Genomic DNA, 14,589 nt, shown 5'->3' with positions numbered 1-14,589 from the left:
ACTTGGGCTAATCTTATGGCGTGAGGCCCGAAGGTCCCCCACTTTGGTCCGTAGACATCATGCGGTATTAGCAGTCGTTTCCAACTGTTGTCCCCCACCATAAGGCATATTCCCAAGCATTACTCACCCGTCCGCCGCTCGACGCCAGAGGTGCAAGCACCTCTTCGTTTCCGCTCGACTTGCATGTGTTAGGCCTGCCGCCAGCGTTCAATCTGAGCCATGATCAAACTCTTCAATTAAAAGTTTTTTTCTGTCCCGAAGGACATGCTCAATGAATTCTGAATTTTGATATCTTTCGATATCGAATTGACTGTGCTGAAACAAGTAAACTTGTTTCCGTTGGTCACTCAGTTCAATTGAGACTCTAAATTTGTTTGCGTCATCTAGCGAACTAGAATCTGCTGTTAGAACTCAACCTGTACGAGTGCCCACACAGATGATTGCTTTATATTGTTAAAGAACGTTTGAGATACTTTCGCGCCTCAAGGGCTGTGCATTCTACGCAAGCCTTTATTTTTGTCAACACTTAATTTTGAGAAAAGTTTATTTTTTCAAAACTCAGTCTTACTTGACTCAACCAACTCGTCGTTTTGCTTTTTTGTAAGCAGTCCGCCGTGTCGGTGGATGCGCATTATAGGGATACGGCGAATTAACGCAAGCACTTTTTTGAGAAAACTTTAAAAAAACTACCTTTTGAGTTCTTTTTAATCTAAACAGCACAAAAGAGAAACTTTATTAACGCTTCAGTAACTTTTTAGCCGTATTTAAGGCTATAAAAGCACAAATGTCCATAAACAAAAAAGCCCAGCAACATAGCAGGGCTTTTTATATAGTTTGCATTTTAGCTGTTATGCAATGCCGTATTGATCACGGTATGCTTTTACTGCGGCTAAATGCTCATCCATTGTGCCTTTCGCTTCTAGGTAACTAATTAAGTCAGCTAGTTTTACAATCGAGATAACTTTAGTGCCGAAGTCACGCTCTACTTCTTGAATAGCAGATAACTCAGCTTTACCTTTCTCTTGACGGTCAAGTGCAATTAAAACACCACTTAAGTCTGCACCATTATCTGCAATAATTTCCATAGACTCACGAATAGCTGTACCCGCAGTGATCACATCATCGACTAACATGATCTTACCTTTAAGTTCAGAACCAACTAATGTGCCACCTTCACCGTGTGCTTTTTTCTCTTTACGGTTGAAACAGTAAGGTACATCTTTGTCGTGGTGATCAGCTAAAGCCACGGCTGTAGTCGTCGCAATTGGAATACCTTTATAAGCAGGGCCAAATAACACATCGTAATCAATACCTGCATCTTCAAGTGCAGCTGCATAAAAGCGACCTAAACGTGCAAGGTCACGACCTGTATTAAATAAACCAGCGTTGAAGAAATAAGGACTAGTGCGACCAGACTTTAAAATAAACTCACCAAACTTAAGCACCTGCTTTTCAAGTGCGAATTCAATAAACTCTTTTTGATAATCTTTCATAACTAATAAACCTACTTCTTTATTATGCTAATGCTTGCTTTTGAACGTCGATAATTTCACGAATTGAGTGCTTAGCTAATGTAAGTAGCTCATCTAGTTCCTCGAATGAGAAAGGTTCGCCTTCAGCTGTACCTTGGATTTCGATGATTTTGCCAGTTTCAGTCAAAATCACGTTCATATCTGTTTCGGCTTCAGAATCTTCTAGATACTCAAGGTCACTAATTGGCTGGCCTTTATATACACCTACAGAGATTGCAGCAATCATATGCTTAAGTGGGTTTGAATTGATCATACCTTTACTACGCATATAAGTTAGCGCATCAACTAATGCAACGCACGCGCCACTGATTGATGCTGTGCGCGTACCACCATCAGCTTGAATCACATCACAATCGATAGTAATGGTATTTTCGCCTAACGCTTTTAAGTCAACCGCTGCACGCAGTGCACGTGCGATTAAGCGTTGAATTTCCATAGTACGACCGCCCTGCTTACCGCGCGCTGCCTCACGACCATTACGAGTATGTGTTGAACGAGGTAACATACCGTATTCAGCCGTAACCCAACCTTTACCTTGGCCCTTCATAAAGCGTGGTACACCTGCTTCAACAGTTGCTGTGCACAAAACTTTAGTGTTTCCAAACTCTACTAATACTGAACCTTCAGCATGCATAGTGTAATTACGTGTAAATGTAACCGGTCTAATTTGGTTAGGTGTTCTTTCGCTTGGACGCATTAACGATCCCCTTAATTCTGAATTTGCCACATTATAAGTCGATGTGGTGCTAGATGCCATGTTCATTTACATAATTAACTACATCAGAAAAACACATTTCAGAAAATTTACGCTAGAGGTTAAAAGCTGATTCGGTATAATCAGTCAACTTTGTAAATTCAATAACACTAGGAAATCATCCATGATCCACAGCATGACAGCTTATGCGCGCCGCGAAATTAAAGGCGAATGGGGCACTGGCACTTGGGAAATTCGTTCAGTTAACCAACGTTACCTTGAGACTTTTATCCGCGCACCTGAGCAATTTCGTGGCATGGAGCCAGTTATTCGAGAGCGTTTACGTAAACATTTACAGCGCGGTAAAGTTGAAGTTTTCTTAAAGTTTGCTGCAAATCCAGCGCATGTTGGTGAGTTAACGATTAACGAATCACTCGCAGAGCAATTAATTAAAAGCGCACAATGGGTGCAAAGCCAAAGTAACGGTGACATCAACCCCGTTGATATTTTACGTTGGCCTGGCGTTATGGAAGCCGAAGAGCTAGATATGGATAGCGTAAACACTGCGCTAATTGCAGGGTTTGACCAAGTAATTGAAGATTTCAAACAAGCTCGCGGCGATGAAGGTGCGAACTTACAAGAAATGATTGCGACTCGCCTTGATGCAATTTTAGAGCAGGTTGCTATTGTTGAAAGCCACTTACCAGAAATCGCTAAATGGCAACGTGAAAAACTAAACCTAAAGCTTGAAGAACTAAAAACAGACATCGACGAATCTCGCCTTGAGCAAGAACTTATTTACCTTGCACAAAAACAAGATGTTGCTGAAGAACTTGACCGATTAAAGTCGCATGTTAAAGAAACAAAAAAAATCTTAACTAAAGGCGGCGCATGTGGTCGACGTCTTGATTTCATGATGCAAGAGTTTAACCGTGAAGCAAACACGTTAGCATCAAAATCTATCAACAGTGACATCACTAACGCTGCGGTAGAGCTAAAAGTGTTAATCGAGCAGATGCGCGAACAAATTCAGAATATAGAATAAACGCGTGATATAGCTTTTTATAAGACCCAGCACCTGCTGGGTCTTTTTTTTCATGAGGCTAAAAGCAGGCAAACTTGAGCACTTTTAGCGAAATAAAGTACAATAGATGAATTAAAGGCTTGGATTAGTGATAGTCCGAGCCTGTTTATTTTTTATTAGAGACAGATCATGGCGCAAACTCGCGGAAATTTATTTATCTTGTCAGCTCCATCAGGGGCTGGTAAATCAAGCTTAATTGGTGCTTTATTAAAGAAACACGGCGATATGAAAGTATCGGTTTCGCACACCACTCGCTCACCTCGTCCGGGTGAAGAAAACGGTGTGCACTATCATTTTGTGTCTGTGGATGACTTCAAAGCGCTAATTGAGAAAAATGACTTTTTTGAATGGGCGCAAGTTTTTGATAACTACTATGGTACGTCTAAGCAAGCAATCGAAAGCCAACTTGCTGCAGGTATTGATGTATTTTTAGATATTGATTGGCAAGGTGCTCAGCAAATTCGTAAATTAGTAGATGATGTTGAGACTATCTTCATTCTTCCACCATCAAAAGAAGAACTGGAATCACGTTTAAATAACCGTGGTCAAGACTCTGCTGAGGTAATCGCAGGAAGAATGGCGAAAGCACAATCAGAAACATCACACTATAATGAGTATGACTATGTTGTTGTGAACGATGACTTTGATACTGCGCTTGCTGAAATCGAAACCATTGTCATGGCTAAACGTTTATCGTTAAAAAGCCAAACTGTGCGCCATCAGGCGTTATTAGAGAACTTACTTAAATAATACTTTTAAGAATAAGATAAAAATTAACCACAAGCTATTGGCGAATTTAACTTGGTACAGTAAACTACGCCTTTGCTTAAGAATTTATTTGGAGTGCTGAGATGGCTCGCGTAACTGTTGAAGATGCAGTAGATGCAATTGGTAATCGTTTTGACTTAATTTTAGTTGCGGCTCGTCGTGCCCGCCAAATCGCGGTTGGTGGTAAAGATCCACTCGTTGATGCTGAAAATGACAAACCAACGGTTATTGCTTTACGTGAAATTGAGAAAGGGCTAGTTGATAGCTCTTCTATGGACTTAATTGATCGTGAAGAACAACAACATCAAGAAGCAGCAGAAATGGCTGCTGTGGCTGCTATCGTAGGTGGCAACCAGTAATCAAGCTCCCCGCTTTGATTTAGCTATACGGCTAGTATTTCTACACTAGCCGTTGGCAAGCCCTTCTTTTCATCGTATATTCTATTCATACCGTTACCGATTTACTTCATTTGCGCATTGGAGTGTGACTTTGTATCTATTCGAAGGCCTCAAAAAGAAAATATCCGAATACTTACCACCAGCAGAGATTGAGCTGGTACAAAAAGCATACGTGGTAGCTCGCGAAGCCCACGAAGGCCAAACTCGCTCAAGTGGCGAGCCTTATATCACCCACCCTGTCGAAGTGACACAAGTACTCGCTGGCATGCACCTAGATCACGAAACGCTGATGGCTGCCCTGATGCATGACGTGATTGAAGACACCGACTTTAGCCAACAAGACTTAGCTGAAATTTTTGGCGACACAGTTGCTGAGCTTGTTGAAGGGGTGAGTAAGCTAGATAAACTTAGCTTTAAAGATAAAAAAGAATTCCAAGCCGAAAACTATCGAAAAATGATCATGGCGATGACCCAAGATATTCGCGTGATCTTAATAAAACTGGCTGATAGAACCCATAACATGCGCACCTTAGGCGCGCTGCGTCCAGATAAACGCCGCCGAATTGCCCGTGAAACGCTAGAGATTTATGCACCAATTGCGAACCGCCTAGGTATTCATGATATTAAAAATGAATTAGAAGATTTAGGTTTTCAAGCCCTTTACCCTATGCGTCATCGCGCATTAAGATCAGAAGTCGTCAAAGCACGTGGTAACCGAAAAGAAGTTATCAGTAATATTAAAACTGAAATTGAAGCGCGCTTAGAAGAATCTGGCATCGAAGCGACTATATCTGGCCGTGAAAAACACCTATATAGTATTTATAAGAAAATGCTCAATAAAGAGCTGTCGTTTAACGAAGTAATGGATATCTACGCATTCCGTATCAATGTTGATAATATGGATACCTGTTACCGCGTATTAGGTGTTGCTCATAACCTTTACAAGCCAATCGAAACCCGTTTTAAAGATTATATTGCAGTACCAAAAACTAATGGCTATCAGTCACTTCATACCTCACTAGTTGGCCCTCATGGTATTCCTGTAGAGATTCAAATCCGTACCCACGATATGGATCACATGGCAGACAAAGGGGTTGCTGCTCACTGGATGTATAAAAAAGCCGGTGATAATGCAGGTAATACAGCACAGCAGCGTGCTCGCCAATGGATGCAAAGCTTATTGGAACTTCAACAAAGTGCAGGCTCATCTTTTGAGTTTGTTGAAAACGTTAAAACAGAGCTGTTCCCTGAAGAGATTTATGTATTCACGCCAGATGGCCGTATAGTTGAGCTCCCTATGGGCGCAACAGCTGTCGACTTTGCGTACGCAGTGCATACTGATGTTGGTAATACTTGTGTGGGTGCACGTGTTAATCGTAAACCTCACCCTCTGAGCAAGCCTCTTGATACAGGACAAACGGTCGAAATCATCACCAGCTCAGGCGCACACCCGAATGCAACTTGGTTAAACTTTGTTGTTACAGGTAAAGCGCGTTTAGGTATTCGCAATTACCTGAAGAGTCAGCAGCATGAAGAAGCAATGTTGCTCGGTAGACGTTTACTCGACTCAGCTCTAGGTGAAACCAAACTGGATGATATTCCAGATGAAAACATTCGCCGAGTACTTCAAGAGCATGAACTAAATACAGTGCTTGAGCTATTAGTTGAAATTGGTTCTGGTAACTTAATGAGTGTGCTGATAGCGAAACGCTTGATGCAAGTTGATGCCGGCGATCTTGATGACCTAGCGCAAAAAGCAAAAGCAACCATCATCGGCACTGAAGGCATGTTGGTTAACTACTCTAAATGCTGCCGCCCAGTGCCTGGCGACGCTATAACAGCTTATATTAGCCAAGGTAAAGGCCTTACTGTCCACCGCCAAGAATGTAAAAATATTCGTGGTTGGGAAAAAGAGCGCTCAAAATACCTGGTTGTAAAATGGGACGATAACCCAGAGAAAGAATATATTGCAGCCCTTCGTATTGAGATTATCAACCACCAAGGTGCGCTAGCTAAATTAACCAATGTTGTTGCCTCAACCCAAGCCAACATTGTTGAGATAGCGACTGACGAAAAAGAAAGTAATTTATACATGATAGATTTAGGCATCACGGTAAAAAACCGCGTTCATGTTGCTAATATTATGCGCCGCATTCGCGTTATGCCTGATGTGCAAAGAGTCTATCGTAAAAAGTAACAAGGATAATCATGAACAAATCTTTTATTTCTACTGATAATGCACCTGCTGCTATCGGTACTTATAGTCAAGCTGTTAAAGTAGGCACGGCTGTTTATTTATCAGGTCAAATTCCACTTGTACCAGAAACAATGGAAGTTATCTCTGAAGATTTTACTGAACAAACCCACCAAGTATTCAAAAACCTAACAGCTGTTTGCCAAGCTGCTGGCGGTCAAATTCAAGACATGGTGAAAGTAAATATCTTTTTAACTGACTTATCTAACTTCGCTATCGTTAACGAAGTAATGAGTCAGTACTTTAAGCAGCCATACCCTGCTCGCGCAGCAATTGGCGTACGTGCGTTACCAAAAGGCGTTCAAGTTGAGATTGACGGTATCATGGAGCTACCGTCAACAAACTAATAGCTCCTTGCCAGCAACGCAATGTTGCTGGCGCTATTTTAGAAAAACTTACCACTTTCCTCATCCGAAATTCTTGACTCATAAGCAATTCTCTAGCACTCTGTTGTTATAATTAATAAAACCTTTAGCTAGAGTAGTAAAAAAGGATTACAAGTGTTTAAGCTCGCTCACAACGGCAACGTTTTATTAGATGTTCATGAAAACTCGCCTCCTAGTGCTGCGTTTATTATCGAAGCATTAGAAAAGTCACCATTTTGTGAATGCAGAGTGGATCATGAAGCTATCAATAATTTCTTCAAAAGTGACTCTAATGAGCGCATGCTTGTAGTCGCTTCTAAACATGATGCAAGCTTAGTTGTAACTTTGAGCGATGATAAAATGCTGGCTACAGGCGAGCTAACCGTCGCTGAAGGCGGTAAAGTAATGAGCCTTGAAGAAGCGAAGAAAGAGCTTATCAAAGCTGGGGTAGCCCGAGGTTACAAACAAACCTTTTTAGAACAATTACTACAGAAGCAATTTGAATTACCCGCAGGAGAAGTAGCTAAAGGGGTGCTAGCGAAAGGTCGCTTGCCTATTGATGGTCAACCATCCAAATTTGTACCACAAGTTGAGACCTTAAAAGATCGCCTAAAAAAACCAAAGCTACGAGAGGATGGCACTGCCGATATGCGTGACTTTGGTAAATTAGCGAGCGTAGAGCCTGGCGTATTACTAGTTAAACAAATTCCGGCAACTCCTGGTAAAGAAGGCTTTACTGTCACCGGTGATGTACTGCCAGCCAAACCAGGTGAGAGCAGTACATTAGTTGCTGGTGAAGGTACCGAAATATCTAAAAATAATCCACTTGAACTCATTTCTGTCATTGCCGGTGTCCCTGTTGATATTGCCAATGGCATGCGTGTTGATGATATTTTTACTATTGCCGATGTAAACGTAAAAAGTGGTCACGTAGACTTTGAAGGCAGCGTCATTGTGACTCATAACGTTGAACCAGGCATGCGTATTAATGCCAAAGGTGATATAACTGTTATGGGTACTGTAGAGTCTGGTCATTTATCAGCGGCTGGCGATATCACCATAAAACAAGGCGTGATTGGCCACCAGCTCGAAGATAAAAAGTTATCATGTAATATCATCAGCCAAGGTGACATTCACTTATCACATGGTCAATACTGCTATCTTGAAGCCAATAATATTCTCATTGAGCGCCAAGCCAGCCATTGTACGATGAAAGCCACTAAGCTGTTGCAAATAGGCCAAGAAGATAATCCGCAAGGCAAGCTATTCGGCGGAGAAATCTTAGATGCACAAATGATTATTGCTGGCGAAATTGGCAATGAATCGGGTGCTAAAATGGTGATTAACTTAGCCGCTTCAGGTGCTGATGTAACCGCGCAAACAGATCAGTGCTTAAAAGACTTAGCACAAACAGATGCGCAACTTGATACCTTACAAACTGCTATTGAAAAGGCAGATCAAGTAAAAGATGCCGAAAAGAAAAAGCAATTACTCGCAAAAATTGGTGCCACACAAATGCACTATTGCGAGCAAGCTGAAACTCTTGAGAAAAAGCTATCAAGCTTAGAGCATCATTTGCATGATTTACTGGAAGATGCGCAGTTAGTAGTTAATAAAAAACTACACTCCGGCGTCGAAATTCATATTTTCGAAAAAGTACTTTTAACTAACCGCCAATATCCACCTTGCAAAGTGAAGCTCGAAGAAAACAAGGTCGAGGTTGAGTTTAAAACTAGTTAATAAAAAAGAGGCTTTAAGTTAAAGCCTCTTTTTACCAGGGTCTTTAAATCTTAATTTAAAGAATTCCTTCCACTTGCTGTTTTAGCTGCTCAGGCCAAACACCTACTTGTACTTGCCCGATATGCTGTTTTTGTAACAGCAACATAGCGAGTCGTGATTGACCAATACCACCACCTATCGTTTGCGGAAACTTCTTCGCGAGTAGCTGTTTATGCCAATCAAACTCCAAACGAGCTTGATCGCCTGTAATCGCTAATTGAGTAGCTAAGGCATCAGGACTTACTCGAATCCCCATTGAAGAGATTTCAAATGCATCTTCAAGCACTGGGTTCCAAACTAAAATATCACCGTTTAAACCTGCAAATTTACTACAGGTTTGTGTTGACCAATCGTCATAATCTGGCGCTCGTACGTCATGAATTTTACCATCGGCAAGTGTGCCGCCTATACCAATTAAAAATACCGCACCGTATTCTTGTGCGACCGCTTTTTCACGTTGTTTCGCTGTAAAGTCAGGATACATCTGACGTAGCTGTTCACTGTGTACAAAGGTGATTTGCTCGGGCAAAAACGAGGTTAAATCAAACTCACTAGCCACAAAGCGTTCGGTTGCTTTAATCGCCTGATAAAGCGACGTTACGGTTTCTTTTAGTTTGTCTAAGGTACGCTCTGTACTCTCGCAAATCACTTTTTCCCAATCCCATTGGTCAACATACACTGAGTGGATTGGGCTTAAAGATTCTTCATCAGGGCGAAGCGCTTTCATATGCGTATAAAGTCCTTCACCTACCGAAAAATCGTAATCAGCCAAGGTCTTACGTTTCCACTTTGCTAAAGAGTGGACCACTTCAAATTGGCTACCCGGAATTGTTTTCACTGCTACCGATACAGCATTTTCAGTACCGCTTAAGTTATCTTGAATACCATCGCCTACTTTTGCCAAGATCGGCGCTTGTACTTCAACTAACCCTAATTGTTGTTCTAATTGGCTTGAAAAAAACTGTTTTACTTTACTAATTTGCTGCTGTTGCTGCAGGTAGTGTGAACTCATAATAATTGGCCTCATTCCCAGTTATTGTTACTTGCTTAATTAGAGAAACCCGCTGCTTGGCTCCTCCTGTTAAAGCAATCCTCAACCAAACAAAGATTATTTTCAATAACCCGCAATAAAAAGAACTTAACATTGAAATATTCATAAAAATAATGCTATAAAAATTATTGATTCAACAATTAACACTAAGAAATACCATGGAAAATTATCAAATCGATAATCTCGATAAAAACATCCTTAACGCTTTAATGGAAAATGCCCGAACAGCGTATGCAGAACTTGCTAAACGCTTTGCTGTAAGTGCCGGCACCATTCATGTTAGGGTCGAAAAGATGAAACAAGCGGGTATTATTACAGGTACCCAAGTCAGTATTGATGCCAAACAGCTTGGTTACGATGTTTGCTGCTTTATTGGCATTAATCTCAATAATGCCCGTGATTACCCGCAAACTTTACTGCATTTAAAAGAGCTAGAAGAGGTTGTCGAAGCCTATTACACCACAGGTAATTACAGTATATTTATCAAAGTGATGGCGCGCTCAATTGATCATCTACAAGATGTGTTGATTAACAAAATACAAGCCATCGAAGCCATTCAATCAACAGAAACGCTGATCTCATTACAAAACCCAATTAGCCGAGCTGTTGTTCCCTAGGGTATAATCAGCGCCAATTAGAATCCGTCAACGAGCACACAACTATGGATACAACTCGCTTTGAGCGTGTTAAGCGCGTATTAGATCGCCGCCAAACGGACCTAACGGTTTGTTTAGAAGAAGTACACAAGCATCATAATTTATCTGCTATTGCCCGCACAGCAGACGCAACGGGCTGCCATCACGTACATGCTGTATGGCCAGAGAATCAAAAATGGTTAACCAACAATACCTCAGGCGGTAGTAAGAACTGGCTAGAAACCCACTTACATCGTAATATCGATGAGGCCGTTGCCATGATGCGTGCTCACAACCCTGAAGTACAAATTTTAGCAACTCACTTAACAGATGATGCAGTCGACTTTCGCGAAATCGACTACACCAAACCAACAGCTGTCATTGTTGGCCAAGAACGAGACGGTATTTCATCACGCGCCCTCGCTCACGCTGATAAAAACATCATCATCCCAATGCAAGGGATGGTGCAGTCTCTTAATGTATCCGTAGCAGCAGCGCTTATTCTATTTGAAGCACAGCGCCAAAGGGAAGAAGCTGGGCTTTACAACCGAGATATGCTTGATGCCAGAATTAAGCATCGTATCTTGTTTGAAGGCTGCCACCCTATTATTGCAGAACAATGCCGCGAAAAAGAGCTGCCGTACCCTGAGCTTGATGAAAATGGTGACATTGTTGCTGATGAAACGTTCTGGAACATTTTAAAACACACGCAACCGCTTGAAGCTACTAACGAGTGCAAGTAAACTGAAAAACAGTCTACTAATTAATAATTTGAGTCACCTTTGAGTCATCCTAGCTTAGCGTTATACCCAATTACAGAATTAAAAGGCGTCGGCCCGAAAATGGCCGAGCGTCTTGCTAAGCTAAATATTGAGACGGTGCAAGACATGCTGTTTCATTTGCCTCACCGCTATGAAGACCGCACCCGCATTCACCCAATCTGCGAACTCCAACCTCATAGTCATGTTAGTGTTGAAGCCACGATTGAAACCAGCCAAATCACCTTTGGTAAAAGACGCATGCTGGTTTGCCAAGTCAATGATGGTACAGGCCGTTTAACACTCAGGTTTTTTAACTTTAGTGCAGCTCAAAAAAACGCTTTAAGTACAGGTAAAATCATTCGCTGCTTTGGGGAGATCCGCCGCGGTCGTGTTGGTTTTGAAATGACACACCCAGAATACAGCTTATCGGATACCCCATCTGAGCAACCAACAAACACAACGCTGACACCAGTATACCCAGTTACCGAAGGTCTTAAGCAGTTATCTATTCGTGCACTTAGCGATCAGGCGCTTGCTCTATTACGTAAATACCCAGTAGAAGAACTACTGCCAGAGCAGTTTCAGCCAACTGGAATGCGCTTAGCCGATGCTTTAATGACTTTACATCGCCCACAAAACGATATTGATTTAACAGCTCTAGAGCAAGGTATGCACCCTGCCCAACAACGTTTAGTCTTTGAAGAGTTACTAGCCCAAAACTTAAGCCTATTAAAGCTGCGGCAAAAAGGGCAAAACGTAAAAGCAGTTGCATTAAAGCCTCATAATCAGCTTGAGCAGCAATTTTTAGCTAATTTAGCCTTTTGCCCAACCAATGCACAAAGTCGTGTCGTGGCAGAAATAAAAGGTGACTTGCAGCACCCATTTCCAATGATGCGCTTAGTGCAAGGCGATGTAGGCTCTGGTAAAACCTTAGTCGCAGCGCTCAGCGCACTCACCGCGATAAGCGAAGGGTACCAAGTAGCTTTAATGGCACCTACTGAGATTTTATCAGAGCAACATGGCATCAACTTTAGCCAATGGTTTAATCAATTAGGAATTGAAGTCGCTTGGTTAGGTGGCAAAAGTAAAGGTAAAGAGCGCGCAACGACTCTTGAAAAAATTGCCTCTGGGGAAGCGCAAATGATTGTTGGCACCCATGCATTATTCCAAGAGCAGGTTGAGTTTAACAACCTGGTATTAATTATTATTGATGAGCAACATCGCTTTGGTGTTCATCAGCGCTTATCACTGCGTGAAAAAGGCCGCTTTGGTGACTGTTATCCACACCAATTAGTAATGACTGCAACACCTATCCCGCGAACATTAGCAATGACGGCCTATGCAGACTTAGAAACCTCAGTGATTGATGAGTTACCACCCGGTAGAACGCCTATCACAACGGTGGCGATTCCAGATGCACGTCGAGACGAAATCATTCAACGTGTTAGAACAGCGTGCACAGAGCAAGGTCGGCAAGTGTATTGGGTTTGCACCCTGATTGATGAGTCTGAAGTACTGCAATGCCAAGCCGCAGAAGATAGCGCTGAGCAATTAAAAGCAGCATTGCCAGAATTAAACGTTGGCTTAGTGCATGGCCGGATGAAAGCCGCAGAAAAACAAGCCATTATGAGTGAGTTTAAAGCCGGGAATATTCATGTACTCGTTGCCACAACGGTGATTGAAGTGGGTGTTGATGTGCCGAATGCGAGCCTTATCATTATTGAAAACCCTGAACGATTAGGGCTTGCTCAACTACATCAGCTGCGCGGCCGTGTTGGTCGTGGGGCAACAGCGTCACACTGTGTTTTACTTTATCATGCGCCATTATCAGCGACAGCGCAAAAACGCTTAGGTGTGCTGCGTGAAAGTAACGATGGTTTTATTATCGCAGAACGAGATCTTGAAATTCGTGGCCCAGGTGAAGTACTTGGTACCAAACAAACAGGCCTAGCTGAATTTAAAATCGCCGACCTAAACCGCGATAAGCAAACACTCGATCATGTTAGACCAATAGCCTTCAAAATTTTAAACGGCTACCCAGAACTAACCGATAAATTGATTCAGCGCTGGCTTGCTGGCAAATCAAACTACGCACAAGCTTAACCATTCAAGCAAGCTAACTACGGTAAAAATTTTATTTCTAGAGCAATAAAAAAGCCCAGCTAATTAGCTGGGCTGACAAGTTAGAGAGTTATCCCAGTGTTGGGTTAGAACTTATATTCAATGCCAACACCTAAGTAATCTTGATCAACTTGATTGTCTGTATCAAACGTCGAGTAGAAACCAAATACTTTAGTATTTTTGCTTAGCTTGTGATCAACACCTGCAGAAATAGCCGTTTTCTTATCGCCTTCATCAAAGTCAATTACTTGGTACTGTACTTTGAAAGTGTTGCTATTCATTTGGTAAGCAGCATTTACTAAGTAACCATCAGCTTCTGCACTACCATCCACTTTTTCTTGTGTTTGGTACATAGCACCTAGTTTGAAGTCACCTAGTTTACCTTGTACTGTTGCACGAACAATGTCGTAGCCTTTTACTTCGCTGTCAGCTGCAACTGATGCATAAAGTTTGCTTTCTTTAAGTTTTGCATCGCCGTAAGTTAACGCTACTGAGTAACCGTTATCAGCATCTACATCATCTTCAGCTACATAAGTTGCTAATACTTTGAAACCATTAAAGTCTTTAGAAGCATAAGAAATTGTGTCGCCTAAACGGTTTTCACCTTTAAACGCGTTCTTGATATCTCCTTCAAGGTCATTGAATAAATCAACTTTACCTTGAGATTGCTTCATTGCTGTATCGTTACGGCCGATAACAACTTGACCAAAGCTACCTTTCACACCCACATATTGGTTACGAGCAGTAATGTTATCGTCATTGTCGCCTTTTGAATCAGCGTCAGATACGTCTACACCAAACTCAAATTTATAAACAGCTTCTAGGCCTTCAGAAATTTTTTCTGAACCTTTTAAGCCAAAACGTGAGTTATTGCTTTTAATTTCAGTGAAAGACCCTTCGCCATCATCTGATGATTGAACAGTCACGTTTGCTTTACCATATACATCTACATCAGCTAATGCAGAAAAAGATAAACCACCAAATAAAGCTAGGAATAAGCTAGACTTTGCAAATTTCATGTCGTTTCCTCAATAATCGCAACAAAAAACACATACTGTGTTTCAATGCGCGCAGTGTGACAGCGAAAAATGACAAAAAGATGACAATTGAAACAAAAACGTCAATTTACCTTCATAAAATATAATTA

13 protein-coding genes and 1 rRNA gene are annotated in these 14,589 nt (G+C 41.7%); 9 read left to right on the top strand and 5 right to left on the bottom strand.

Annotated features, from left to right (window positions below; all coding sequences use genetic code 11):
* The 3 genes from L1D46_RS16840 to rph form a co-directional block, all read right to left on the bottom strand.
* Nucleotides 1-239: ribosomal RNA gene (locus L1D46_RS16840) — 16S ribosomal RNA — on the bottom strand; the annotation flags it as partial.
* Between the two features lie 609 nt (nucleotides 240-848).
* Nucleotides 849-1,493: an orotate phosphoribosyltransferase gene (gene pyrE, locus L1D46_RS16835; protein ID WP_239977913.1), complete on the bottom strand. Its 645-nt coding sequence runs from the start codon at nucleotides 1,491-1,493 to the stop codon at nucleotides 849-851.
* A gap of 22 nt (nucleotides 1,494-1,515) precedes the next feature.
* A complete protein-coding gene (gene rph, locus L1D46_RS16830; RefSeq protein ID WP_130049721.1) occupies nucleotides 1,516-2,229 on the bottom strand; it encodes a ribonuclease PH in 714 nt (237 codons plus the stop codon).
* A gap of 181 nt (nucleotides 2,230-2,410) precedes the next feature.
* Here rph and L1D46_RS16825 point away from each other — a divergent pair, with 181 nt between their 5' ends.
* From L1D46_RS16825 to L1D46_RS16800, 6 genes are all read left to right on the top strand, one after another.
* The gene (locus L1D46_RS16825) at nucleotides 2,411-3,271 is read left to right on the top strand and encodes a YicC/YloC family endoribonuclease (protein ID WP_130049722.1); all 861 of its coding nucleotides are present in this window, start codon (nucleotides 2,411-2,413) and stop codon (nucleotides 3,269-3,271) included.
* A gap of 168 nt (nucleotides 3,272-3,439) precedes the next feature.
* Complete coding sequence (gene gmk / locus L1D46_RS16820; protein WP_167659148.1) at nucleotides 3,440-4,060, top strand: guanylate kinase; 621 nt, start codon at nucleotides 3,440-3,442, stop codon at nucleotides 4,058-4,060.
* Nucleotides 4,061-4,161: 101 nt separating this feature from the next.
* Nucleotides 4,162-4,437 carry a DNA-directed RNA polymerase subunit omega gene (gene rpoZ / locus L1D46_RS16815; protein ID WP_054554225.1) on the top strand — a complete coding sequence of 92 codons (276 nt, stop codon included), beginning with the start codon at nucleotides 4,162-4,164 and terminating at the stop codon, nucleotides 4,435-4,437.
* A gap of 130 nt (nucleotides 4,438-4,567) precedes the next feature.
* Nucleotides 4,568-6,673: a bifunctional GTP diphosphokinase/guanosine-3',5'-bis pyrophosphate 3'-pyrophosphohydrolase gene (gene spoT, locus L1D46_RS16810; RefSeq protein WP_130049728.1), complete on the top strand. Its 2,106-nt coding sequence runs from the start codon at nucleotides 4,568-4,570 to the stop codon at nucleotides 6,671-6,673.
* Between the two features lie 11 nt (nucleotides 6,674-6,684).
* Nucleotides 6,685-7,077: a RidA family protein gene (locus L1D46_RS16805; RefSeq protein ID WP_054554223.1), complete on the top strand. Its 393-nt coding sequence runs from the start codon at nucleotides 6,685-6,687 to the stop codon at nucleotides 7,075-7,077.
* A 153-nt stretch (nucleotides 7,078-7,230) separates the two neighbouring features.
* On the top strand, nucleotides 7,231-8,835 hold the full coding sequence (locus L1D46_RS16800) for a FapA family protein (protein WP_130049729.1): 1,605 nt from the start codon (nucleotides 7,231-7,233) through the stop codon (nucleotides 8,833-8,835).
* Nucleotides 8,836-8,890: 55 nt separating this feature from the next.
* Here L1D46_RS16800 and asnA read toward each other — a convergent pair whose 3' ends face one another.
* A complete protein-coding gene (gene asnA, locus L1D46_RS16795) occupies nucleotides 8,891-9,886 on the bottom strand; it encodes an aspartate--ammonia ligase (protein WP_130049730.1) in 996 nt (331 codons plus the stop codon).
* 197 nt (nucleotides 9,887-10,083) lie between these two features.
* Between asnA and asnC the strand changes: the two genes are divergently transcribed.
* The 3 genes from asnC to recG are packed head-to-tail and all read left to right on the top strand — an operon-like array spanning nucleotide 10,084 to nucleotide 13,424.
* Entirely contained in the window at nucleotides 10,084-10,542 is a 459-nt protein-coding gene (gene asnC, locus L1D46_RS16790; RefSeq protein WP_054554220.1) for a transcriptional regulator AsnC, read from the top strand.
* Nucleotides 10,543-10,586: 44 nt separating this feature from the next.
* Nucleotides 10,587-11,303, top strand: a complete 717-nt coding sequence (gene trmH, locus L1D46_RS16785; RefSeq protein ID WP_239977912.1) for a tRNA (guanosine(18)-2'-O)-methyltransferase TrmH — start codon at nucleotides 10,587-10,589, stop codon at nucleotides 11,301-11,303.
* 39 nt (nucleotides 11,304-11,342) lie between these two features.
* A complete protein-coding gene (gene recG / locus L1D46_RS16780; RefSeq protein WP_239977911.1) occupies nucleotides 11,343-13,424 on the top strand; it encodes an ATP-dependent DNA helicase RecG in 2,082 nt (693 codons plus the stop codon).
* 104 nt (nucleotides 13,425-13,528) lie between these two features.
* Here recG and L1D46_RS16775 read toward each other — a convergent pair whose 3' ends face one another.
* Nucleotides 13,529-14,461 carry a porin gene (locus tag L1D46_RS16775; RefSeq protein ID WP_167659152.1) on the bottom strand — a complete coding sequence of 311 codons (933 nt, stop codon included), beginning with the start codon at nucleotides 14,459-14,461 and terminating at the stop codon, nucleotides 13,529-13,531.
* Nucleotides 14,462-14,589: the final 128 nt, after the last annotated feature.

It is taken from the genome of Pseudoalteromonas sp. Isolate3 (genome assembly GCF_022398505.1).
Lineage (GTDB): Bacteria > Pseudomonadota > Gammaproteobacteria > Enterobacterales > Alteromonadaceae > Pseudoalteromonas > Pseudoalteromonas apostichopi.
This window is presented reverse-complemented; position numbering and strand designations above follow the sequence as displayed.